Consider the following 23,490-nt stretch of genomic DNA (forward strand, 5'->3'; position numbering starts at 1 on the left):
GGACCACGCGCAAGCACTGGCCGGCGTGGTACAGCGAGAAGCCTGACTCATAGAACGCAGTACGCAACGACGGCGCGCTGACAGCTTTCATCGGCGAGAACGGCACCGGCAGGCGCTCGGGGTCATCCTTGAGCAGAAACTCGGCAAAGGCCCGGCCAATCACGGTACCGGTGGTATTGCCGCGACCGTTGTAGCCGGTCACCGCGACCAACCCCGGTGCAGGTTCGAACAGGCGCATCAGGTGATCGGGGGTGAAGTCGATGCAGCCGGTCCAGTGCATTTCCCAGTCGACCTTGCCCAGCTCCGGGTAGTAGTGGCTCTGAATGCGGTCGGCCCAGCGCCGTACGAACCATGCCGGCTTGTTGTCGACCCGACCGAGGCTGCCGAGCAGCAGGCGGCCTTGGTCATCGCGGCGGATGCTGCTGAGTACGGTACGGGTATCCCACGAGCCTTGGCCATGGGGCAGCACCTTGTCGGCGGCTGCGCCTTGCAGCGGTGCCGAGGCAACCTGGTAGTAATAGCCACGGAAGAAGTGCTTTTGCAGGTTGCTCCAGTCGCCCTCGGTGTAGGCGCCGGTGGAGATCACCACCTTATCGGCACGGACCACGCCTTTGCCGGTGTTGACCTGCCAGCCAGCGCCATCGCGCTGCAGGCCTTCGACCGAGGATTGCTGGAACAACTTGCCGCCCAGCCGCTCAACTGCAGCAGCCAGGCCTTGGGTGTAAGCCATCGGGTTGATGGTGCCGGCGCGGTGGTCAAGCAGCGCGGCGGAAATCTTGTCGGTACCGCAGTATTCCTGGCACTGCGCGCCGGTCAGCAGTTCGACGTTGGCGCCGCGCCGGCTCCATTGCTGATGGCGCGCCTCCAGGTCAGCCAGGCCAGTGGCGTTGTGCGCCATGTGCAGAGTGCCTTTGTGCTGGGCCTGGCAGTCGATGCCCAGGCGCTCGATCATGGCGAACACCTCGGCGGGTGCCTCGCCCAAGGCCTTGTTCAAGCGGCTGCCCTGTTGTTGACCGAGGGTCGCTTCGACATCGTCGGGGCGAATCCAGGTGCCGGCGTTGACCAGGCCAACGTTGCGCCCGGAGCCGCCGTGGCCGATTTTCCAGGCTTCGACAACGATCACCGACTTGCCCTGTTCGAGCAGATGGATCGCTGCCGACAGGCCGGTGATACCGCCACCGATGACGCAGACGTCGGCCTTGTGCTCGCCCGCCAGGGCCTGCACGGCGACGCTCGCCGGGGTGACGTGTTCCCAGAGACATTGTTGATGCAATTCGGGCATGACCGGCCTCAGCTTATTTTTCTTGTTACGGTGTGGCCGCCAGGCGGCCGCTCGCGGCACACGGCCGCGAAAGGGGGCCGAGGCCCCCGCCTGCGATCATCAGTCGAACACGATGCCCTGCGCCAGCGGCAATTCGCGTGAGTAGTTGACGGTGTTGGTCTGGCGACGCATGTAGCCTTTCCAGGCATCCGAACCCGACTCGCGACCGCCGCCGGTTTCTTTCTCGCCGCCGAACGCGCCACCGATCTCTGCACCGCTGGTGCCGATGTTGACGTTGGCGATGCCGCAGTCGCTGCCGGCTGCGCTCTGGAAGCGCTCGGCTTCACGCAGGTCGGTGGTGAAGATGCACGACGACAGGCCTTGTGGCACTTCGTTGTTCAGGCGCAAGGCCTCCTCGAAATCGTCATAAGCCAGCACGTACAGGATCGGTGCGAAAGTCTCGTGGCGGACCACTTCGCTCTGCGCAGGCATCTCGGCGATTGCCGGGGTCACGTAGTAGCCGTTCGGGTACTGGCTGGCCAGCTGACGCTCACCACCAAACACCTGGCCACCTTCGTCGCGGGCCTTGGCCAGTGCGCCTTGCATGGCGTCGAACGACTGCTTGTCGATCAGCGGGCCGACCAGGTTGTTTTCGCGCGGGTCACCGATACGCACTTTGCCGTAAGCGGCTTTGACGCGGGCAACCACTTCGTCCTTGATCGAACGGTGCACGATCAACCGACGCAGGGTGGTGCAGCGCTGGCCAGCGGTGCCGACGGCGGAGAACAGAATGCCGCGCACAGCCAGATCAAGATCGGCACTCGGCGCAAGGATCATGGCGTTGTTGCCGCCCAGTTCGAGGATGCTGCGGCCAAAGCGTGCGGCAACCCGTGGGCCGACTTCACGGCCCATGCGGGTGCTGCCGGTGGCGCTGACCAGCGGTACACGTGGGTCGTCGACCAGCGCTTCGCCGGCTTCGCGGCCGCCGATCACCAACTGGGCCAGGCCGGCCGGTGCATCACCGAAGGCCAGCAGAGCTTTTTCGAACAGCGCCTGGCAGGCCAGTGCGGTCAGCGGGGTCTTTTCGGACGGTTTCCAGACCACGGCGTTACCGGCTACCAGCGCCAGCGCGGTGTTCCACGCCCACACCGCCACCGGGAAGTTGAAGGCGCTGATCACGCCAACCACGCCCAGCGGATGCCACGACTCACGCATGTGATGGCCGGGGCGCTCGGAGGCGATGGTCAGGCCGTACAGCTGACGCGACAGGCCGACGGCGAAGTCGCAGATGTCGATCATTTCCTGCACTTCGCCCAGGCCTTCCTGGGTGATCTTGCCGGCTTCGATCGAGACCAGCTCACCAAGCTCGGCCTTGTGCTGACGCAGGACTTCGCCAAACAGCCGCACCAGCTCGCCGCGACGCGGGGCCGGTACAGTGCGCCAGGCTTCGAAGGCGGCGTGGGCCTGGTCGATGCAGGCGGTGGTCTCGGCCTTGCCGAGCAGTTTCACCGTGGCGATCTGGCTACCGTCGATCGGGGTGTGAACAGGGTAGTCGCCCTGGGTGTAGGCCTGGGCGGCGACGCCAAGGCGCTCGAGCAATGCAGCAACCATCGTGCTTCTCCTAAATCGGCTGAAGGGTGGTAAATATGATGTGGATCAGTATTAATCCGATCACAGCAGTGCAACAAACGACCTTTATTCCGCATATCATTCCGTCAGGTCATGATCCCCTTGCATAGAGACTGCCATGTCGAAACGTCTGGTACCGTCGATGACGGCCCTGCAGTGCTTTGAAGCTGCAGCCCGTCACTTGAGTTTTACCCGCGCTGCCGAAGAGCTGCACCTGACCCAAAGTGCGGTCAGCAAACAGGTCGCGCAGCTTGAAGAAATGCTTCACCACCACCTGTTCCTGCGCATTCGCCGGCGCTTGCAGCTGACGCCTGCGGGCAGCCTGTACCTGGCCGAGGTGAACAAGATCCTCACCCAGGTCGACATGTCCAGCCGCTACATCCTGACGTACGGCGAGCAGACCGAGATATTGAAGGTAGCTACTCAACCGAGTTTTGGCGTGCGCTGGTTAATCCCGCACCTCAAGGGTTTTGGCAAACGCTACCCGAATATCCACCTGGATATCCGCAACGAGATGGAGCCGTTCTCGCTGTTGCAAGGCTCTGCCGACGTGGTGTTCTTCTTTGGCCAGGGCACCTGGCCGGGGGCAACCTGCGTGCAGCTGTTCGACGAGGAAGTGGTGCCGGTGTGTGCGCCTGAACTGCTGCAAGGGCGTGAGTTGAGCGATGCCAGTGCGCTGGCCGAACTGGTGTTGATGCAAAGCACTTCACGGCCTGAGGCCTGGCATGAGTGGTTCCTGGAGCAGGGCCTGCACACCGACAACAGCTACCACGGGCCGCGCTTCGACACCTTTTATATGGCCTTGAGCGCGGCTCAGGCGGGCTGCGGGGTGGCGTTGGTGCCGCGTTATCTGGCGGAGAAGGAGCTGGCCGAGGGCAGTTTGGTGATTGCATGGCAGCATGCTATGCGCAGTAATGGCGCGCATTATCTGGCGTATGCCGAGCATGCGGCCGAAGTGCCGAAGGTGCGGGCTTTGGTGGAGTGGATCAAAACTCAGCTTGGAGGCTGATAGTGTCGGGGGCCGCTTCGCGGCCTTCGCGGGCAAGCCCGCCCCCACAGGGTTCGGCAGCACTGCAAAACCCTTGTGGGAGCGGGTTCACCGGGACGCCGGACCGCCGCGAAGGGCTGCGAAGCAGCCCCAATCATTGGCAACATCAATCATAAAGGGAATGACACCTCTACTTTTTTTCGCTTGTGGCGGCAGTCCATTCCCAGTTTTCATGTAATGGTCCAATTAACCACCAGGAAGCTTGCGATGCCCGCCCATGATTTCGTCAGCCCAGACAGCATCCGTGCGCAGTTCTCTGCCGCCATGTCGCTCATGTACAAACAGGAAGTGCCGCTCTATGGCACGCTGCTGGAGCTGGTCAGCGAAATCAACCAGCAGGTCATGCAGCAACAGCCGCAGGTCGCTGAAGCGCTGCGCTGGACCGGCGAAATCGAGCGTCTCGACCACGAACGCCATGGCGCCATCCGCGTTGGCACCGCCGCCGAGCTGGCCACCATCGCCCGCCTGTTCGCGGTGATGGGCATGCAGCCGGTGGGTTACTACGACCTGAGCTCGGCGGGCGTGCCGGTGCACTCGACGGCGTTTCGCGCAGTGCATGAGCAGTCGCTGCACGTCAGCCCGTTCCGTGTGTTCACTTCGCTGCTGCGCCTGGAGCTGATCGCCAACCCGCAACTGCGCGAGCTGGCTGCGAGCATTCTCGCCAAGCGACAGATCTTCACTCCGCAGGTGCTGGAACTGATCGCCCAATGTGAGCGCAACAACGGCCTCAACGCCGCCGACGCCGAGGCCTTTGTGCAGGAGGCGCTGCACACCTTCCGCTGGCACCAGCAGGCGACGGTGACTGCCGAGCAGTACCAGCAACTGCATGACCAGCACCGGCTGATCGCCGATGTGGTGGCGTTCAAAGGCCCGCACATCAATCACCTGACCCCGCGCACGCTGGACATCGATGCGATTCAGCTGGGCATGCCGGCCAAGGGCATTCCCCCCAAGGCAGTGGTCGAAGGCCCGCCAACCCGGCGCCACCCGATCCTGCTGCGTCAGACCAGCTTCAAGGCCCTGCAAGAGAAGGTCGCCTTCACCGATCAGGCCGGCAGCGAAGGCAGCCATACCGCGCGCTTCGGCGAAATCGAACAGCGTGGAGCAGCGCTGACGCCCAAGGGCCGGGCGCTGTACGACACCTTGCTCGATGCGACCCGCGCAGCGCTCGGCGGGGTGCCGACCGAGGCCAATGCCGAGCGCTACCAGCAGTTGCTCCAGGCGCAGTTCGCCGAGTTCCCCGATGACCTGGCGCAGTTGCGCGAGCAGGGCCTGGCCTACTTCCGTTATTTCGCCACCGACAAGGGCCTGGCAGCGCGCAACGAAGCTGGCCGGCCGAGCACCTTGCAGGGCCTGATCGACGCCGGGCATGTGCATTTCGAGGCGCTGGTTTACGAAGACTTCCTGCCGGTCAGTGCGGCAGGGATCTTCCAGTCCAACCTGGGCGACGATGCCCAGGCCAACTACGGCAGCAATGCCAACCGCGAAGCGTTCGAGGCGGCGCTGGGGTTGGCGGTGCAGGACGAGCTGGCGCTATACGCGCAGAGCGAACAGCGCTCGCTGCAGGCCTGTGCGCAGGCACTGAACCTGAGCGCGCTGTAACCCTCGCCTGATTGCAGCCGCTACGCAGGCCGATCTGCGCGGCGGCTGCCGCTGTCAGCGGACGCGGAAGCGATCCACTTCCTGGCGCAACTGGGCCGCCAGGCCTTCCAGCTCACGCGCGGTAGTGGCCAGTTCATTGGCCACATCGTGCTGCTCGCTGTTGGCCTGGGCGATGCTCTGCAGGTTGCGGCTGAGCAAGGTCGCGGTGCTGCTCTGCTCCTGAGTGGCAGCGCTGATCGCGGCAAACTGCTCACCGGCGTCGCGGCTCTGCTGGTCAATCTGGGCCAGCGCATCAGCCACTTTGACGTTGCGTTCAAGGCCTTCCTGCATCAGCCGGTTGCCCTGCTGCAGGGTGCTGATGGCGTGCCCGGTCTGCTGCTGGATACTGCCGATCATTCCGGAAATCTCGTCGGTTGCCGAACGGGTCCGCGCCGCCAGGCCGCGCACCTCATCGGCCACCACGGCAAAGCCACGGCCCTGCTCACCGGCGCGAGCGGCCTCGATTGCCGCGTTGAGCGCGAGCAGGTTGGTTTGCTCGGCGATGGCGGTGATCACCCCGACGATGCCGCCGATTTCCTGCGAGCGGGCGCCAAGGGTGTCCATGACCTCAGCAGTGCCGCCGAGGGCATCGGCGATCTGGCGTAGCGAGGCTGACGCTTCGTTCATCGCGCTACGGCCAACCCGGGTGTGCTCGGCATTGTCGCGGGCCATGCGTTCGGTGCCGGCCATATTGTCGGCAATGTTCATCGAGGTGGCGCTGAACTCTTCGACGGCGCCAGCCATGCTGGTGATTTCGCCAGACTGCTGCTCCATGCCTTCGCACGCACCAGACGACAGCCCGGCCAGCGAACGAGCACGGCCGCTGACCTGCTCGGAGGCGCTGCGAATGTGCGCAACCATGGTCGACAGTGCTTCACCCATCTGGTTGAAGCTGCGGGCCAACTGGCCAATCTCGTCGTTGCTGCTGACCGTCAGGCGCGCGCTCAGATCACCCGCGCCCAGGGCTTCAGCCTGATGCAGCAGGTCGCTCAGTGGGCGCAGCTTGCGCCGCAGCAGGAACAGCGTCGCCGCCACCGCCAGCAGCATGGCCAGCAGGCTGCCGATCGCCAGGCGTAGGCCGACACTCCATGTCACGTCGCGAATCTCGGCTTCGGGCATGCTCGCAACAACTGTCCACGGGCCTTCGGCAAACGGCATGGCAACGCTGAAAATCTGCTGGTCGGCGTTGTCCCAGAAGCTGCCAGTACCCGGCTCTGCAGCGAGGTTCTTGACGGCTTGCGCGGCCGCCTCGGCATTGCCCACATCAGCCGGCGGCACCAGCCACTTGCCCTGCTCGTCGAGCAGCGCCAGCGAGCCGGTGTGGCCAATACGGAAGCGGTTGAGGTTGGCGAACTGGGCGTTCTGCGCATCGGTGTAGTCGAAGCCGACGAACAACACCGCAATGACTCGGCCGCTGCCATCGCTCACCGGCACATAGCGGGTCATGTAATTGCGGTCGAACAGTGCGGCGCGGCCAACATAGGTCTGCCCAGCCATCAACTTGGCGTAGGCCGGGTGCTGGCGGTCGAGCTGGGTGCCGATGGCGCGGCTGCCATCCTGCTTGGTCAGCGAGGTGCTGATGCGGATGAAGTCATCGCCACTGCGCACGAACACGGTGGCGACGCCGGCGGTCATCTGCTTGAACTCGTCGACCTGCTGGAAATCGTTGTTGAGCAGGCGCTCACCCAGATACAGCGCCGGCGTGGCCTGGCCGGCGACAGTGGCGGTCTCGCCGGCATGCAGGCTCAGACCCGAGGCAAAGCGGCGCTCGAACAGGCCGCTGAGGCGCTGGGTGTTGTCCTTCAGCGAGCCATGGAAGGTATCCAGCTGGTCGGCCAGCAGCCGCGCTTCACTGGCCAGGTGTTCCTGGCGGGTGGCGAGGTTGGCGTTGTCCAGCGAGCGCAGGGCAAACAGGGTACTGCCGGTGATCACCAGCGCCAGCACGATGGCGAGGGCGATACCGAGCTGTGAGGCAATCCGGGCACGGGGTTGAGACATGTGCAAGCTCCTGGCAAGTGGCCGGGATCATCCTGATCGCGCTGACCGCCCGCGCTTATCGACGGGTAATCGCGCCCTCTAGCGGGACGCTGGTGCCATTAAATCGGCGTCGCGGGTGAATACTTGAGTGTCGGACCGGGATATTCGCAAACGTTTTACTCGGCCAGCGCCGTAAGGATCTGTACCGCTGGCAAATCCATTGCTGCCGCCTCTTCCTGAAGAAACCCGCTCAAGCGGCGCAGGCGCTCTGTGCCGGGCCTGGTGCGTGGCCAGACCAGGTAATAGTCCATGCCGCTGGCCACTGCGGTCGGCCACGGCAGGCTCAGCCGGCCTTGAGCGACGTCTTCGGCCACCATCAACAGATCGCCCATGGAGATCCCGTAGCCACGCGCCGCAGCGATCATGCCCAGTTCAAGCGTGTCGAAAACCTGCCCACCCTTGAGCGAAACCTTGTCGGCCAGGCCCATGCGCGCCAGCCAGCTGCGCCAGTCACGTTTGTCCGGGGTCGGATGCAGCAGTTCGATGCCGGCCAGGCGCTGCTCATCCCAAGGCCCCTCGTCGATCAGCTGCGCAGCGCCGACCGGGATCAGCAACTCGGAGAACAGCCGCCGCACCTCCCAGTCGACCGGAAACTGGCCATCGCTGAGCAATACCGCGCAGTCGAACGGCTCGTGATTGAAATCGACATGATCGACGTCCATCCAGGCACTGGTCAGTTGCACTTCGTTGCCCGGCTGCAGATGACGAAAGCGGCTCAGCCGCGCCAGTAGCCAGCGCATGGTCAGGGTCGACGGGGCTTTCATGCGCAGGATGTCATCTTCGCCGCGCAAGGTATCGCAGGCGCGCTCCAGCGCTGCGAAGCCATCGCGCACGCCGGGCAGCAGCATCCGCGCCGCCTCGGTCAGCTGCAGGCTGCGGCCGCTGCGCCCGAACAGGCGGCAGCCGAAGTGCTCCTCCAGCGTGCGGATGTGCCGGCTGACGGCGCTTTGCGTAATCGATAACTCCTCGCCTGCGCGAGTGAACGAGGAATGCCGTGCAGCCGCCTCGAATGCGCGCAGCGCATAGAGCGGAGGGAGTTGTCTGGACATGGGGCACCTGCAATACGGGGGAGCACGAACTGGCAGGCCAAATCATACATACATGAGTTCAACTCATGGCAACGATCGCATTTATCCTTTTGTGGAAAGTTGACCCAGGCCTCAGAATCCACCTCCTGTTCATCCCCCAGCATCAAGGACTCTCACCATGCACGTCGCGCCCACCGTTGAACTCAAGGCTCTGCTGCGCCTGGCCGGGCCGCTGATTGCCTCGCAGTTGGCGCATATGCTGATGGTGCTGACCGACACCTTGATGATGGCGCGGATCAGCCCGCAGGCCCTGGCCGGTGGCGGCCTGGGTGCGGCGAGCTATTCGTTCGTGTCGATCTTCTGTCTGGGCGTGATTGCCGCCGTCGGCACGTTGGTGGCGATCCGCAAGGGTGCCGGGGATATCGCCGGCGCCACCCGCCTCGCTCAAGCCGGCATCTGGCTGGCCTGGGCTTTGGCGCTAGGCGCCGCGCTGGCATTGTGGAACCTCGGCCCGGTGCTGCTGATGTTTGGCCAGCAGCCGGAAAACGTCGAGGCGGCCATGGCCTTCCTCACCCTGTTGCCACTGGCACTGCCCAGCTACCTGACGTTTATGGCCTTGCGCGGCTTCACCAGCGCCCTTGGCCGGTCGACGCCGGTGATGGTCATCAGCCTGGTCGGCACGGTGCTCAACTACCTGCTCAACCATGCACTGATCGAGGGCATGTTCGGTTTGCCCAAACTCGGCCTGGTCGGCATTGGCCTGGTCACCGCGCTGGTCTCGCTGGGCATGGCCATCGCCCTGGCGCTGTATATCCGCTGGCACCGCTTCTACGACGCCTACCCGCTGCGCAAGGGCCTGGCGCGGCCATCGCTGTCGGCGTTGCGCGAGCTGTGGCGGCTGGGCCTGCCGATCGGCGGCACGTACATGGTCGAAGTCGGCTTGTTCGCCTTCGCCGCGCTGTGCATGGGTGTGCTCGGCAGCACCGAGCTGGCGGCGCATCAGATCGCCCTGCAGATCGTCTCGACCGCGTTCATGGTGCCGACCGGGTTGTCTTATGCGGTGACCATGCGGGTTGGCCTGTATTACGGCGGCGGCAACCTGCTTGCAGCGCGCAGTGCCGGGCGGGTCGGTATCTGCTTTGGTGCGCTGTTGATGTTTGCCTTCGCCGCGCTGTTCCTGTTGCTGCCCGAGCAGTTGGTGGGATTGTTCATCGACCGCAATGACCCTGCCTTTGCCGGCATCTTCCAGCTGGCAGTGGGGCTGGTGATGGTGGCGGCGTGGTTTGAGTTGTTCGATGGCGTGCAGACCATCGCCATGGGTTCGATCCGCGGCCTGCAAGACGCCAAGACCACCTTCCTGATCGGTCTGGGTTGTTATTGGCTGATCGGCGCGCCAAGTGCGTGGCTGTTTGCCTTCAACCTCGGCGGCGGTGCACTCGGCATTTGGTGGGGCCTGGCGCTGGGCCTGGCCTGCTCCTCGGTGGCGCTGACCTGCGCCTTCGAATGGCGGATGCGGCGGATGCTGCGCAAGGCCGCTGTGGGGGTTTGACGGTTATTGCTGTGACAGTGGGAATGCTGGGGGGCTATGCGCCCCTTTCGCGACACAAGGCCGCTCTACAGAGGACCGGGTCGTCTAGATATTGCGCGGTCGGCGTAGGAGCGGCCTTGTGTCGCGAAAGGGCTGCAAAGCAGCCCCCGATCCCTCAAACAGCGCGAATCGCCGCGACCGGCACCTGCTGCAAGTAGGTCACCAGTTCATCTACGGGCAGCGGCTGGCTGACCAGAAAACCCTGCACCTGGTCGCAGCCAAAGCCGCGCAGCAGTGTCATCTGCTCTTCGCTTTCGACACCCTCGGCGACCACTTCGAGATTGAGGTTGTGCGCCAGGTTGATCATCGCGTGGACCAGCTTGCGGTTTTCTTCGCGCAGCTCCATACCACCGACAAAACTGCGGTCGACCTTGAGCAAGGTGATCGGCAGACTGTTCAGGTGCACGAACGACGAAAAACCGGTGCCAAAGTCATCCAGCGAGAAGCGCACGCCCAGGCGGCCCAGGGCGTCCATGGTCTGGCGCACCAGCTCGTTGCGGCGCATCACCGCGGTTTCGGTCAGCTCGAACTCAAGCCATCGGGCATCGACGCCATGCTCGATGATCAGCCGGCTCAGGGTCGCCAGCAGCTGGCTGTCCTGAAACTGGCGAAAGCTCAGGTTGACCGCCATGTGCAGCGGCGCAATGCCGTGCTCACGCAGGCCCTGCATGTCGCGCAGGGCACGTGAGATGACCCAGTAGCCGAGCGGCACGATCAGGCCGCTCTGCTCGGCCAGCGGCACGAATTCGCTCGGCGGCAGCAGGCCGCGTTCGGGGTGGTTCCAGCGTACAAGTGCTTCGAGGCCAACGATGCGGCCATCGACGAGGTTCAGCCGTGGCTGGTAGTGCAATTCCAGCTCGTCGCGGCGCAGGGCGCGGCGCAGTTCGCCTTCAAGGTCAGCCAGGCTGCGCGCGTTGCGGTTGATCCGCTCGTTGAACACATGAAAGCTGCAACCCTGCACGCTCTTGGCCTGGCGCATGGCGATGTGCGCGTGCCACATCAGTGGGTCGGCGCCGGCCTGCGCGCGGGCATGGGCCAGACCCAGGCTGCAGCCCACCAGCAGGCTTTCGCCATCGACCCAGTACGGCTCACCCAGCGCTTCGACGATGCGCTCGGCCACCCATTCGGCGCGGTTCGGCTCGCGGCGGGTGTCGATCAGCAGGGCGAATTCGTCGCTGCCCAGCCGGGCCAGCTGATCGCTCGCCTCGAGCTGCAACTTGAGCCGGGTCACCACCTGCAGGATCAGCCGGTCGCCGCCCTGATGGCCGAGTGCATCGTTGACGTGGCGAAAGTTGTCCAGATCCAGATGGCCAAGAGCAACGCCACGGCCGTCGTGTTCGGCCAGGCGCGTGGTCAGCAGGGCCTGAAAGCCCTGACGGTTGGCGATGCCGGTCAGCGGGTCCTGTTCGGCCAGGCGCTGCAGGGTGGCGACCAGCACGCCGCGCTCGCGCACATGACGCAGCGAGCGGCGCAGGCTGTCACTGCTCAGTTGCGCCCGCACCAGCCAGTCACTGACGCCGGCAGGCGGCGCCTCGGGCTCGTCTTCGAGCAGGACAATGGTCGGCAACTCGCAGCGGCCCGGGGTCGGCAGCAGCGCAGGCGTTGCCAGCACCACCGCCTGACGGTCATGGGCAAACAGGCTGTTGACCGCCTCCCAGTTGGGCGCGGTCAACAGCACCGCGCTGTCAGCCAAAGGCTGCAGGCAGTCGCGCAAGCTGGCGGCCCACTCCGGCTCATCGGCCAACAGCAGCAAACGCAAGGGTTCGACAGGCGTGGACAAGCGCGCTCCTTAGGCGAGATCGTTAACCGTGACGGGGGTATCCTACCTCAAGAGTCAAATGATATTCACTCTTATTAACACCCATCCCGGGGCTGCACTCCGTCGTATTCTGTCGCGCATCCTGCTCCAAAAGTCGTACAACCGGCAAATCTGATTTGAGTAATAGCTCGATTGTGGCGGCAATGCTCTGATCCACTCCCGCCAGGTAGGGCACCGGACGTCACAAAAGTCTGACTCCGGCGTCAGACGGTCGCGCCACAAGCGTGACTTGCCTGTTAGAATGCGCGGCTATTTTCTGGCGACCCCGGTTCTAGCATGTCCCGACTCAATCCCCGGCAACAAGAAGCCTGTGACTATGTCGGCGGCCCTCTTTTGGTGCTCGCCGGTGCTGGCTCCGGCAAGACCAGCGTGATCACCCGCAAGATCGCCCACCTGATCCAGAACTGCGGCATCCGTGCCCAGTACATCGTCGCCATGACCTTCACCAACAAGGCCGCGCGCGAGATGAAGGAGCGGGTCGCCACCCTGCTGCGCGCAGGTGAGGGCCGCGGCCTGACCGTCTGCACCTTCCACAACTTGGGCTTGAACATCATCCGCAAGGAGCACAAGCACCTGGGCTACAAGCCGGGCTTCTCGATCTTCGACGAGGCCGACATCAAGGCTTTGCTGTCGGACATCATGCAGAAGGAGTACTCCGGCGACGACGGCATCGACGAGATCAAGAACATGATCGGTGCCTGGAAGAACGAGCTGATCATGCCCGCCGAGGCGCTGGAAAAAGCCCGCAATCCGCGCGAGCAGACCGCCGCTATCGTCTACACCCACTATCAGCGCACGCTCAAGGCGTACAACGCGGTGGACTTCGACGACCTGATCCTGCTGCCGGTCAAACTGTTCCAGGAGCACCCCGAGGTGCTTGAGCGCTGGCAGAACAAGGTGCGCTACCTGCTGGTCGACGAATACCAGGACACCAACGCCAGTCAGTACCTGCTGGTGAAGATGCTGATCGGCATGCGCAACCAGTTCACCGTGGTCGGCGACGATGACCAGTCGATCTACGCCTGGCGCGGTGCCCGCCCGGAAAACCTCATGTTGTTGAAAGAGGACTACCCGTCGCTGAAGGTGGTCATGCTCGAGCAGAACTACCGCTCGACCAGCCGCATCCTGCGTTGCGCCAACGTGCTGATCGCCAACAACCCGCATGATTTCGAAAAGCAGCTGTGGAGCGAGATGGGCCACGGTGACGAAATCCGCGTGATCCGCTGCAAGAACGAGGAAACCGAGGCCGAGCGTGTGGCCATGGAAATCCTCACCTTGCACCTGCGCACCGACCGCCCCTACAGCGACTTTGCCATCCTCTACCGCGGCAACTACCAGGCCAAGCTGATCGAATTGAAGCTGCAGCACCACCAGGTGCCGTATCGCCTGTCGGGCGGCAACAGCTTCTTCGGTCGCCAGGAGGTCAAGGACCTGATGGCCTACCTGCGCCTGCTGGTCAATCCGGATGACGACAACGCCTACCTGCGGGTGATCAACGTGCCGCGCCGGGAAATCGGCTCGACCACCCTGGAAAAGCTCGGCAACTATTCCACCGAGCGTGGCGTGTCGATGTACGCCGCCAGCGACGAAATTGGCCTCGGCGAGCACCTCGATGCGCGCTACACCGAGCGTTTGCAGCGCTTCAAGCACTGGCTCGACGGCGTTCGCCACAAGGTTGCGCTGGACGACCCGATTGCCGCGCTGCACGAGATGGTCCGCGACATCGACTACGAAAACTGGATCCGCCAGAACACCGCCAGTGACAAGGCGGCGGATTTCCGTATCAGCAACGTCTGGTTCCTGATCGATGCCTTGAAAAACACCCTCGAGAAAGACGAAGAGGGTGACATGACCATCGAGGACGCCATCGGCAAGCTGGTCCTGCGCGACATGCTCGAGCGCCAGCAGGAAGAAGAGGAAAACGCCGAAGGCGTGCAGATGATGACCTTGCACGCCTCCAAAGGCCTGGAATTCCCCTACGTGTTCATCATGGGCATGGAAGAGGAAATCCTCCCGCACCGCTCCAGCATCGAGGCCGACACCATCGAAGAAGAGCGGCGCCTGGCCTACGTGGGCATCACCCGCGCACGCCAGACCCTGGCCTTCACCTTCGCTGCCAAGCGCAAGCAGTACGGCGAAATCATCGATTGCACGCCCAGCCGCTTCCTTGACGAACTACCGCCGGATGATCTGTGCTGGGAAGGTCTGGACGATGCGCCGGTTGAAGTCAAAGCTGCGCGCGGCAACAACGCCTTGGCCGATATACGGGCAATGCTCAAGCGCTGAACCCTTTTACACTTTTGTCACGGCAGCCAGCCGTGGCCACTTTTTGCTACATCGAGGAATACCACAGTGGAAGCACTGCAGCAGAAGATTCGCGAAGAAGGCATCGTGCTTTCCGACCAGGTTCTCAAAGTCGACGCGTTTCTCAATCACCAGATCGATCCTGCCCTGATGCAGCTGATCGGTGACGAATTCGCCCGCCTGTACGCAGACTCCGGCGTGACCAAGATCGTTACTATCGAAGCCTCGGGCATCGCTCCGGCGATCATGACCGGCCTGAAACTCGGTGTACCGGTGCTGTTCGCCCGCAAGCACCAGTCGCTGACCCTGACCGAAAACCTGCTGACTGCCTCGGTGTATTCGTTCACCAAGCAGACCGAGAACACCGTGGCGATTTCGCCGCGTCATCTCAACAGCAGCGACCGCGTGCTGGTTATCGACGACTTCCTCGCCAACGGCAAGGCCTCGCAGGCGCTGATCTCGATCATCAAGCAGGCGGGCGCTACCGTTGCCGGGCTGGGCATCGTCATCGAGAAGTCGTTCCAGGGCGGCCGTGCCGAGCTCGACAGCCAGGGTTACCGGGTTGAGTCGCTAGCGCGGGTCAAGTCGCTTGCAGGCGGCGTGGTCACCTTCATCGAGTGACGCTCACCGGGTTGCCTGCAACCCGGCCAGCAGCAGGCGCTGATACAGCTCTTGTTTCAGCCCCTGCGGCTGCTCCAGGCCCATCCGCGCCAGCTGCGCCGGATAGGCTTCGGGCGGCGGTGCATCGAGCGCCGCCTTGCCCAGCTCGAGCACCTCGCTCAGCTTGAACTTGCTCTTGAGCCAGTTCAGCGCCCTGAACAGATCACGCTCCTCGGCGGTGAAGTCCGTGCCCAGCGGATACTCCGGGAACAACCGTGGATGCCGCTCACGCAGCGCTTCGAGGCGCTCCGGGGTGTTGTCGCAAAAGCGCTGATCCAGCACGAAGTTCTTGGCCAGTTTGCCGGCGGCCTTGGCCTGCTCGAGCAACTCGCCCTGAAAACGTGAATCGCTGATCGCCAGCAGCCGGGCGATGACTTCGCTGTCCGTCTGCCCGCGCAGGTCGGCGATGCCGTATTCGGTGACGACGATATCGCGCAGGTGCCGCGGGATGGTGCAGTGGCCGTAGGTCCAGTACAGGTTGGAGCTGACCTCGCCACCGGCCTCGCGCCAGCTGCGCAGCAGCAGCACCGAGCGGCCGCCTTGCAACGCGTGGCCCTGGGCGACGAAGTTGTACTGCCCGCCTACCCCGCTCAGAACGCGACCGTCTTCCAGCTGGTCGGCGACGCCGGCGCCGAGCAGGGTCATGCCGAATACGGTGTTGATGAAGCGTGCATCGCGGCGCTGGCGGCGTTTCAGTTCTTCCTGGCCATACAGCTCGTTGATGTAGCTGATGGCGGTCATTGCGTAGCGCTGGCGCTGCTCCAGCGGCATCTCGCGCAGACGCTGGTAGAACGCCCGTGGGCCGAGAAAGAAACCACCGTGCACCAGCACCCCGTGTTCATCGGCCGGGCGTCGCACCACGCCGGCTTCGGCCAGCGCCAGCAGGCCGTTGACGAACATTTCGCTGCAGCCATAGAGGCCTTGGGCGAAGCCATCCAGGCCGCCTTCACGTTCGATCAGCGCCAGCCACGGCTGGATATCCAGCTCGTCCAGCACGGCGCGGTACCCCTCATTGTCGCCCTGGCGCGCCAACAACGCAGCAGTTACCGCATCGCCCATGGCGCCGATGCCGATCTGCAGCGTGCCGCCGTCACGCACCAGGGCGCTGGCGTGCAGGCCGATGCAATGGTCCTGAGTCGCCACCGGCATGTTCGGAGTGGAAAACAGCCGGCGCTGCTCGGGCTCGTCGATCAACAAGTCGAAGGCCTGGCGCCCCAGTTCGGCAGCGCCGGGCATATACGGCAGCTCGGTGTGCACCTGGCCGAGCAGAAGAATGGTCTCGCCGGCGGCGCGGCGCTTGGCGACCATCGGCAGCAGGTCGAGGGTGATGTCCGGGTTGCAGGCCAGGCTCAGGTGATCTGGGCGCTCCGGAGTTTCGGCCACCAGTTGCGCGATCAGGTTGAGGCCCTTGGCGTTGATATCGCGGGCGGCGTGGCTGTAGTTGCTGCTGACGTAGTCCTGCTGGGCCATGCTGCTGTGCAGCAGGCTGCCGGGCTGCATGAAGAACTGCTCGACGCGGATATTGGCGGGCAGCTTGTCGCCGCGCAGGTCGGCCAGGTAGTCGAGCTCTTCGTAGTCGGCAAAGACCCGTTCGATGAAGGGTTCGAGGAAACGTTTCTGCAGGCCATCGCCCAATGGCGGCCGGCCGAGGCTGAGCGCGGTGTAGATGGTCAGGCGGCGTTCGGGCAGCTCACGGATGCGGGCATAGAGCGCGTTGACGAAGGCATTCGGTTTGCCCAGGCCGAGCGGCAGGCCCATGTGAATATGGGCAGGCAAATGGGCCAGAACGTGGTCTACGGCCTGGTCGATGCTGCAGCTGTGGGCCATCGGTGCCTCCTGTGACGTCCATGCGGTCAGGGGTTGGACCGTGGGCGGGCGGGATTTGCTGCACCTGGGCTGGGATTGTCGGGGCTGCTGCGCAGCCCTTTCGCGACACAAGGCCGCTCCTACAGGGACCGCTCATGCAGGTGGTACGCGGTCGGCGTAGGAGCGGCCTTGTGTCGCGAAAGGGCCGCGCAGCGGCCCCGGCTATCGATAGGTCAAAGCCCAGACATCTTCTGAATCGCCGCCTTCAGCTCATCGTCCGAACAATCAGCGCAGGTGCCCTTAGGCGGCATGGCGTTGATCCCGGTAATCGCCTTGGCGAGGATCCCATCAAGCCCACCCTGATGATCGGCTCGCTCTTTCCACGCAGCGGTATCGCCGATCTTCGGCGCATTGAGCAGGCCAGTGGCATGGCAAGCATTGCAGTGCTTGGCGATCACGTCATCAGCCGACTTGGCCGCGCCACCGCTGGCCACAGCCGCCACGGCCATGCCTTTGCATTCCTGGCCCTGAACACACACCTGGCCGACCGGCGCCAGGCGCTTGGCAATATCATCGTTGGTCGCCGCGTTTGCGGTGACTGCCCACAGGGCGAAAACGGCAGCTGGTATGGCCAGCATCTTCTTGATTTGATTCACGCGTTCACCCTCATGGTGGCTGATCACGCCCGCAGCCACGAATTGCGGGCGTTGAAAAGTATAGCGGCTCCGTCAGAGCCGGGAAACGACCACACAAGAGAAAGGGCTATTGGCGAATCAATACGCTGCGCTGGATCAAAAGTTCGACGGTGTTGCGGCACTGATCAAGCGTGCGGGCTCGGCAAACGGGTTGCGAAAACGGTGCGGGCGGGTGCTCTCGAAGTAATAACTGTCGCCAGCTTCGAGCACAAAGGTCTCGCTACCGACCACCAGTTCCAGGCGGCCTTCGAGGAGGATGCCGGTCTCTTCGCCATCGTGGGTGAGCATCTCGTCACCGGTGTCGGCGCCAGGCGGGTAGACCTCGTTGAGGAAGGCAATGGCGCGATTGGGATGCGACTTGCCGACCAGTTTCATGGTCACCGCACCGTCGGAGATGTCGATCAGCTCATGGGCCTTGTAGACGATCTGGGCCTGGCTTTCGACTTCCATTTCTACCGAAAAGAACTCGACCATCGACATCGGAATGCCACTGAGCACCTTGCGCAGAGAGCTGATCGACGGGCTCACGCTGTTTTTCTCGATCATCGAGATGGTGCTGTTGGTTACCCCCGCGCGCTTGGCGAGTTCCCGCTGGGACAGGCCCTTGAGCTTGCGGATGGCTTGCAGTCGTTCGCCGACGTCCAAAGCTTGCGCCTCCTGAAACGGTGGGGGTGGGGTCGAATGTGAACGATATCATGGCAATGCCGTTCAGTATTTACAACACTCCACACCCCTGCCGTTCGCAGCGCAGCTTTATTCGCCGATGTACTCCAGTGGCACCCGCTTCAGGTTGCAGAACAGCTGGTAAGGAATGGTCCCGGCATGCCCGGCCACGTCACTGGCCAACACCTGCTTGCCCCACAGCTCGACCGGGCTGCCCAGGGTCGCTTCGGGGACATCGGTCAGGTCGATGCAGAGCATGTCCATCGACACCCGGCCGATCAGTTGGCTGCGCTTGCCGGCCACCAGCACCGGGGTGCCAGTTGGGGCCTGGCGTGGGTAACCGTCGGCATAACCCATCGCAACCACGCCGACCCGGGTCGGCCGTGGACTGAGGAACTTGGCGCCATAACCGACCGGTTCACCTGCAGGCAGTTCGCGCACGCTGATGACCCGCGATTGCAGGGTCATGACAGGTTGCAGTCGGCTCGCCTCGGCCTGGGGCACCTCGAACGGCGTCGCTCCGTACAGCATGATGCCAGGGCGTACCCAATCGCTCGGCACCTGCGGCCAGCCAAGCACGGCCGGTGAGTTGCGCAGGCTGCATTCGGCGCTGAGGCCTTGGCGCGCCTCTTCGAATACCGCGAGCTGCTGCGCCGTGGCCTGTGCATCAAGCTCGTCGGCGCGGGCGAAATGGCTCATCAACACGATGCGCGCCACCTTGCCGCTGGCCAGCAGACGCTGATAGGCCTGTTGGTAATCCTTTGGATGCAGACCCACTCGGTGCATGCCGCTGTCGAGCTTGAGCCAGACCTTCAGCGGCTTGGCCACAGCGCTCTGTTCGATCGCTTCCAGTTGCCACAACGAATGCACCACGCACCACAGATCATTGGCGCTGATCAGCGCCAGCTCGCTGGCTTCGAAGAATCCTTCGAGCAACAGAATCGGCCCTTTGATACCAGCGGCGCGCAGCTCCAGCGCCTCTTCGATACAGGCCACAGCGAAGCCATCGGCCTCGGCTTCCAGCGCCAGCGCACAGCGCACTGCGCCATGCCCATAGGCATCGGCCTTGATCACGGCGAGGGCTTTGGCACCGGACAGTTCACGGGCCAGACGATAGTTGTGGCGCAGGGCCTGGAGGTCGATCAGGGCGCGGGCGGGACGCATGGCGGCAGCCTTCTGGCAGTACGGGTTGTTGAATAAGCCCCCGGCACGGCGGGTGGGGGCAAGTAGCCACCGCGCCGGGGTGGGGGAACGAGTTACGGCAGTGCAGCGACCACCGACAGCTCGACGAGGATTTCCGGCTCGCACAGCTTGGCTTCAACTGTGGCCCGGGCTGGCGCGACGCCGGCCGGCAGCCACTGGTCCCAGACCGCGTTCATGCCGGCGAAGTCGGCGTCGATGTCTTTCATGTAGATGGTCACCGAGAGCAACCGGGTCTTGTCGGTACCGGCCTGGTCGAGCAGTTGCTCGATGGTCGCCAGCGTCTCGCGGGTCTGCTGCTCGATGCCGGCGCTGAGGTCATCACCGACCTGGCCTGCCAGGTACACCGTGCCGTTGTGGGTGACGATCTGACTCATGCGCTCATTGGTGAGCTGGCGCTGGATTGCCATGCTTGGCGAACTCCTTGTGGTTGCCATAACGGGAAATATCGAGGCCCTCAGCACTGATCTGTGGCTTGCACTTGGCGATCAAGTCGGCCAGCAAACGCCCGGAGCCACAGGCCATGGTCCAGCCCAGGGTGCCGTGACCGGTGTTGAGGAACAGATTGCGGAAACTGGTTGCACCCACGATCGGCGTACCGTCCGGGGTGGCCGGGCGCAGGCCGGTCCAGAAGCTGGCCTGGCTCAGGTCGCCGCCGCGAGGATAAAGGTCGTTGACGATCATCTCCAGCGTTTCGCGCCGGCGCGGGTTCAGCGACAGATCAAAACCGGCGATCTCGGCCATGCCGCCGACGCGGATGCGGTTGTCGAAACGGGTGATTGCGACCTTGTAGGTCTCGTCGAGAATGGTCGAGGTCGGCGCCATGCCAGGGTCGGTGATCGGCACGGTGAGCGAGTAACCCTTGAGTGGATACACCGGCGCCTTGATACCCAGTGGCTTGAGCATCTGCGGCGAGTAGCTGCCCAGTGCCAGCACGTAGCGGTCAGCGGTTTCCAGCTTGCTGTCGATCCACACGCCGTTGATGCGATCACCGGCATGATCCAGGCGTTGGATGTCCTGACCAAAGCGGAACTCGACGCCGAGTTTGATGGCCATCTCGGCCAGCTTTTTGGTGAACAGCTGACAGTCGCCGGTCTGGTCGTTTGGCAGGCGCAGGGCACCGGCGAGAATGTCGGTAACCCCGGCAAGGGCCGGCTCGACACGGGCAATGCCATCGCGGTCGAGCAGCTCGTACGGCACACCCGACTGCTCGAGTACGGCGATGTCTTTTGCCGCCGCATCGAGCTGCGCCTGGGTGCGGAACAGCTGAGTGGTGCCCAACGCACGGTTTTCGTAGCTCAGGCCGGTCTCGGCGCGCAGCTCGTCGAGGCAGTCGCGGCTGTACTCGGACAGGCGCACCATGCGCTCTTTATTCACGGCATAGCGGTTGGCGGTGCAGTTGCGCAGCATCTGCGCCATCCACAGGTACTGGTCTACATCGCCAGTGAGCTTGATCGCCAGCGGAGCGTGGCGCTCCAGCAGCCACTTGATGGCCTTGAGCGGCACACCCGGGGCGGCCCAGGGCGAGGCGTAGCCTGGCGAGATCTGGCCGGCGTTGGCAAAACTGGTTTCCATGGCCACCGCTGGCTGGCGGTCGACCACCGTCACCTCGAAACCTTGCCGGGCCAGGTAGTAGGCACTGGCGGTACCGATTACACCGCTACCAAGCACCAGAACTCGCATCGTCTATCCCTCGCACGCGGCACGCCGCGACATTTTGTTTATATGGCATGAATGGGCGCAGTATATGAAGGACCGGCCAGTGCATTTCACTATATAAAGGCCTATATTTGGCGACAATTCTTGGCCGTGTCGGCTTTTACGGAGGGGCATCCCCTATGCGAACCCAGCATCAGAGCAAGCGTGAACTGGACAAGATCGACCGCAATATTCTGCGGATCCTGCAGAGTGACGGCCGTATCTCGTTCACCGAGCTGGGTGAAAAGGTCGGCCTCTCCACCACCCCGTGCACCGAGCGCGTGCGTCGCCTGGAGCGCGAGGGGATCATCATGGGCTACAACGCCCGGCTCAATCCGCAGCACCTCAAGGGCAGCCTGCTGGTGTTTGTCGAGATCAGCCTGGACTACAAGTCAGGGGATACTTTCGAGGAGTTTCGCCGCGCCGTGCTCAAGCTGCCGCATGTGCTTGAGTGCCATCTGGTGTCAGGCGACTTCGATTATCTGGTCAAGGCGCGGATTTCCGAGATGGCATCGTACCGCAAGCTGCTCGGCGACATCCTGCTGAAGCTGCCGCACGTGCGCGAGTCGAAGAGCTACATCGTGATGGAAGAAGTCAAAGAGAGCCTGTGCCTGCCGATTCCGGACTGAGGTTCAGACCAGCACCTGGCGGGTGCTGGCAATGAACTGGTGCACCAGTTGCTCCGCCTCGGGCTCGATCGGCTCGGCCGGGCCGCGCCCGCGCGGGCAGGCCAGCCGGGGCGTGGTGCCGAACAGGCGGCAGATCATCGGCCGCTCAGCGTACACCGTGCAGCCTTGCGCGCCGAGGTGCACGCAGTCGAGACGCTCCAGCGCGACGGCCTGCTCTTCAGCGGATTTACGCGGCAGTGCGGCCATTTCTTCCGCCGAGGTGGTCACCGGCCCGCAGCAGTCGTGGCAGCCGGGCTCGCATTCGAAAGAAGGGATCAGTTCGCGCAGAAAGTGGATCTTGTGGCGGTTGCAGGACATGGCGTGACAGCGATAACGATGCGGAATGTGCGCTGAGTATAAGCCCTTTTACCGCCGCAGCCCGCCTGGCTTGCCGCCAGCTTGATCAGCGGCTTATGCTCGCCGCCTTTGACTCCTCGCCAAGGCCGATCCGATGATCCACAGCGCGCAGCACGCCGCCTCCTATTACGCCGCCAGCAGCGCGCCACAGACAGATCACCCGGCTCTGCAAGGCCGGCACAGCGCCGACGTGTGCATCGTCGGCGGTGGCTATTCGGGCCTGAACACGGCCATCGAACTGGCCGAGCGCGGCCTGTCGGTGATCTTGCTCGAAGCGCGCAAAATCGGCTGGGGCGCCAGCGGGCGCAACGGTGGTCAGCTGATTCGCGGGGTCGGCCATGGCCTTGAGCAGTTTTTGCCGGTGCTCGGCGAGCAGGGTGTGCACAGCCTCAAGCTGATGGGCCTGGAAGCGGTGGATATCGTCCGCCAGCGGGTCGAGCGCCATGCGATTGCCTGCGACCTGACCTGGGGCTACTGCGACCTGGCGAACAAGCCCGGCGAGCTGCAGGGCTTTGCCGACGACGCCGAAGAGCTGCGCAGCCTCGGTTATGGCCATGAGCTGCGTCTGGTACCGGCAGAAGACATCCGCACAGTGGTCAACTCCGAGCGCTATGTGGGCGGCCTGATCGACATGGGCTCGGGCCACCTGCATCCGCTCAACCTGGCACTAGGCGAGGCGGCTGTTGCTGCGGGCTTGGGCGTGCGCCTGCACGAACACTCCGAGGTCACGCGCATCGACTATGGCCCGCAAGTGCAGGTGCACACTGCCAGCGGCACGGTCCGCGCCAGCACGCTGGTGCTGTGCTGCAACGCTTATCACAACGACCTCAACCGCGAACTGGGCGGCAAGGTACTGCCCGCCGGCAGCTACGTGATTGCCACCGAGCCGCTGGGCGAGGGACGCGCGCGGGCCTTGCTGCCGCAGAACATGGCGGTCTGCGACCAACGCGTGGCGCTCGACTACTATCGCCTTTCGGCCGATCACCGGCTGCTGTTCGGCGGCGCCTGCCACTACTCAGGGCGCGACCCGCAGGATATCGCCGGCTACATGCGGCCGAAGATGCTCAAGGTGTTCCCGCAGCTGGCGGACGTGCGCATCGATTATCAATGGGGCGGCATGATCGGCATCGGCGCCAACCGTCTGCCGCAGGTAGGCCGACTGGCCAGCCAGACCAACGTGTATTACGCCCAGGCCTACGCCGGTCACGGCCTGAACGCCACGCACCTGGCCGCACGCCTGCTCGGCGAGGCGATCAGCGGCCAGCACAGCGGGCGCTTCGACCTGTTCGCCAAGGTGCCGCACATGACCTTCCCCGGCGGCCAGCACCTGCGCTCGCCGCTGTTGGCGCTGGGCATGCTCTGGCATCGACTCAAAGAGCTGGCGTAGG

Annotated in this window: 19 protein-coding genes and 1 pseudogene; 7 read left to right on the forward strand and 13 right to left on the reverse strand. The window is 63.9% G+C overall.

What is annotated here, in order from left to right:
* Together amaA and amaB are read right to left on the reverse strand one after the other, a co-directional pair.
* A partial coding sequence (amaA, locus tag FW789_RS22515) for an L-pipecolate oxidase (RefSeq protein WP_446432074.1) occupies window positions 1-1,282 on the reverse strand: 1,282 nt, incomplete at its 3' end.
* A 99-nt stretch (window positions 1,283-1,381) separates the two neighbouring features.
* On the reverse strand, window positions 1,382-2,872 hold the full coding sequence (amaB, locus tag FW789_RS22520; protein ID WP_103435578.1) for an L-piperidine-6-carboxylate dehydrogenase: 1,491 nt from the start codon (window positions 2,870-2,872) through the stop codon (window positions 1,382-1,384).
* A gap of 136 nt (window positions 2,873-3,008) precedes the next feature.
* Between amaB and FW789_RS22525 the strand changes: the two genes are divergently transcribed.
* The gene (locus FW789_RS22525; protein ID WP_181088528.1) at window positions 3,009-3,899 is read left to right on the forward strand and encodes a LysR substrate-binding domain-containing protein; all 891 of its coding nucleotides are present in this window, start codon (window positions 3,009-3,011) and stop codon (window positions 3,897-3,899) included.
* 246 nt (window positions 3,900-4,145) lie between these two features.
* On the forward strand, window positions 4,146-5,540 hold the full coding sequence (gene hglS / locus FW789_RS22530; protein WP_446432075.1) for a 2-oxoadipate dioxygenase/decarboxylase HglS: 1,395 nt from the start codon (window positions 4,146-4,148) through the stop codon (window positions 5,538-5,540).
* A 54-nt stretch (window positions 5,541-5,594) separates the two neighbouring features.
* Here the strand turns inward: hglS and FW789_RS22535 are convergent, their stop codons facing one another.
* From FW789_RS22535 to FW789_RS22545, 3 genes and pseudogenes are all read right to left on the reverse strand, one after another.
* A complete protein-coding gene (locus tag FW789_RS22535) occupies window positions 5,595-6,461 on the reverse strand; it encodes a methyl-accepting chemotaxis protein (RefSeq protein WP_375140266.1) in 867 nt (288 codons plus the stop codon).
* Window positions 6,456-7,577: pseudogene (locus FW789_RS22540) on the reverse strand (Cache 3/Cache 2 fusion domain-containing protein); the annotation flags it as partial. The gene FW789_RS22535 and the pseudogene FW789_RS22540, both read right to left, overlap by 6 nt.
* Before the next feature lie 155 nt (window positions 7,578-7,732).
* Window positions 7,733-8,665, reverse strand: coding sequence for a LysR substrate-binding domain-containing protein (locus tag FW789_RS22545; RefSeq protein ID WP_340612483.1), 933 nt, complete (start codon window positions 8,663-8,665; stop codon window positions 7,733-7,735).
* Window positions 8,666-8,822: 157 nt separating this feature from the next.
* Between FW789_RS22545 and FW789_RS22550 the strand changes: the two genes are divergently transcribed.
* Complete coding sequence (locus FW789_RS22550; protein WP_207072862.1) at window positions 8,823-10,193, forward strand: NorM family multidrug efflux MATE transporter; 1,371 nt, start codon at window positions 8,823-8,825, stop codon at window positions 10,191-10,193.
* 154 nt (window positions 10,194-10,347) lie between these two features.
* Here the strand turns inward: FW789_RS22550 and FW789_RS22555 are convergent, their stop codons facing one another.
* A complete protein-coding gene (locus tag FW789_RS22555) occupies window positions 10,348-12,012 on the reverse strand; it encodes a putative bifunctional diguanylate cyclase/phosphodiesterase (RefSeq protein ID WP_446432076.1) in 1,665 nt (554 codons plus the stop codon).
* 315 nt (window positions 12,013-12,327) lie between these two features.
* Between FW789_RS22555 and rep the strand changes: the two genes are divergently transcribed.
* Window positions 12,328-14,337 (forward strand): DNA helicase Rep, encoded by a 2,010-nt coding sequence (gene rep / locus FW789_RS22560; RefSeq protein WP_101322910.1) that lies wholly within the window; start codon window positions 12,328-12,330, stop codon window positions 14,335-14,337.
* A gap of 66 nt (window positions 14,338-14,403) precedes the next feature.
* On the forward strand, window positions 14,404-14,976 hold the full coding sequence (xpt, locus tag FW789_RS22565; protein WP_101322909.1) for a xanthine phosphoribosyltransferase: 573 nt from the start codon (window positions 14,404-14,406) through the stop codon (window positions 14,974-14,976).
* A gap of 3 nt (window positions 14,977-14,979) precedes the next feature.
* On the opposite strand, the gene FW789_RS22570 is transcribed toward xpt, so the two are convergent.
* From FW789_RS22570 to dadA, 6 genes are all read right to left on the reverse strand, one after another.
* Window positions 14,980-16,842, reverse strand: coding sequence for an acetyl-CoA hydrolase/transferase C-terminal domain-containing protein (locus tag FW789_RS22570; RefSeq protein WP_411562357.1), 1,863 nt, complete (start codon window positions 16,840-16,842; stop codon window positions 14,980-14,982).
* A 212-nt stretch (window positions 16,843-17,054) separates the two neighbouring features.
* On the reverse strand, window positions 17,055-17,477 hold the full coding sequence (locus FW789_RS22575; protein WP_224785531.1) for a c-type cytochrome: 423 nt from the start codon (window positions 17,475-17,477) through the stop codon (window positions 17,055-17,057).
* A gap of 135 nt (window positions 17,478-17,612) precedes the next feature.
* Window positions 17,613-18,161 carry a cupin domain-containing protein gene (locus FW789_RS22580; RefSeq protein WP_101322907.1) on the reverse strand — a complete coding sequence of 183 codons (549 nt, stop codon included), beginning with the start codon at window positions 18,159-18,161 and terminating at the stop codon, window positions 17,613-17,615.
* A 108-nt stretch (window positions 18,162-18,269) separates the two neighbouring features.
* Window positions 18,270-19,343 (reverse strand): alanine racemase, encoded by a 1,074-nt coding sequence (alr, locus tag FW789_RS22585; RefSeq protein ID WP_103435569.1) that lies wholly within the window; start codon window positions 19,341-19,343, stop codon window positions 18,270-18,272.
* Between the two features lie 92 nt (window positions 19,344-19,435).
* Window positions 19,436-19,789, reverse strand: coding sequence for a RidA family protein (locus FW789_RS22590; protein WP_101322905.1), 354 nt, complete (start codon window positions 19,787-19,789; stop codon window positions 19,436-19,438).
* Window positions 19,761-21,062: a D-amino acid dehydrogenase gene (dadA, locus tag FW789_RS22595; protein WP_103435568.1), complete on the reverse strand. Its 1,302-nt coding sequence runs from the start codon at window positions 21,060-21,062 to the stop codon at window positions 19,761-19,763. Before dadA ends, FW789_RS22590 begins: the two co-directional genes overlap by 29 nt.
* 155 nt (window positions 21,063-21,217) lie before the next feature.
* Here dadA and dadR point away from each other — a divergent pair, with 155 nt between their 5' ends.
* Window positions 21,218-21,706, forward strand: coding sequence for a transcriptional regulator DadR (gene dadR / locus FW789_RS22600; protein WP_039581953.1), 489 nt, complete (start codon window positions 21,218-21,220; stop codon window positions 21,704-21,706).
* Window positions 21,707-21,709: 3 nt separating this feature from the next.
* Here dadR and FW789_RS22605 read toward each other — a convergent pair whose 3' ends face one another.
* On the reverse strand, window positions 21,710-22,063 hold the full coding sequence (locus tag FW789_RS22605) for a YkgJ family cysteine cluster protein (protein ID WP_103435567.1): 354 nt from the start codon (window positions 22,061-22,063) through the stop codon (window positions 21,710-21,712).
* A 133-nt stretch (window positions 22,064-22,196) separates the two neighbouring features.
* On the opposite strand from FW789_RS22605, the gene FW789_RS22610 reads away from it, so the two are divergent.
* Window positions 22,197-23,489, forward strand: a complete 1,293-nt coding sequence (locus FW789_RS22610; protein ID WP_446432077.1) for an NAD(P)/FAD-dependent oxidoreductase — start codon at window positions 22,197-22,199, stop codon at window positions 23,487-23,489.
* The last annotated feature ends 1 nt before the right edge of the window (window position 23,490 follow it).

This window comes from Pseudomonas sp. 1121_17 (assembly GCF_052850745.1).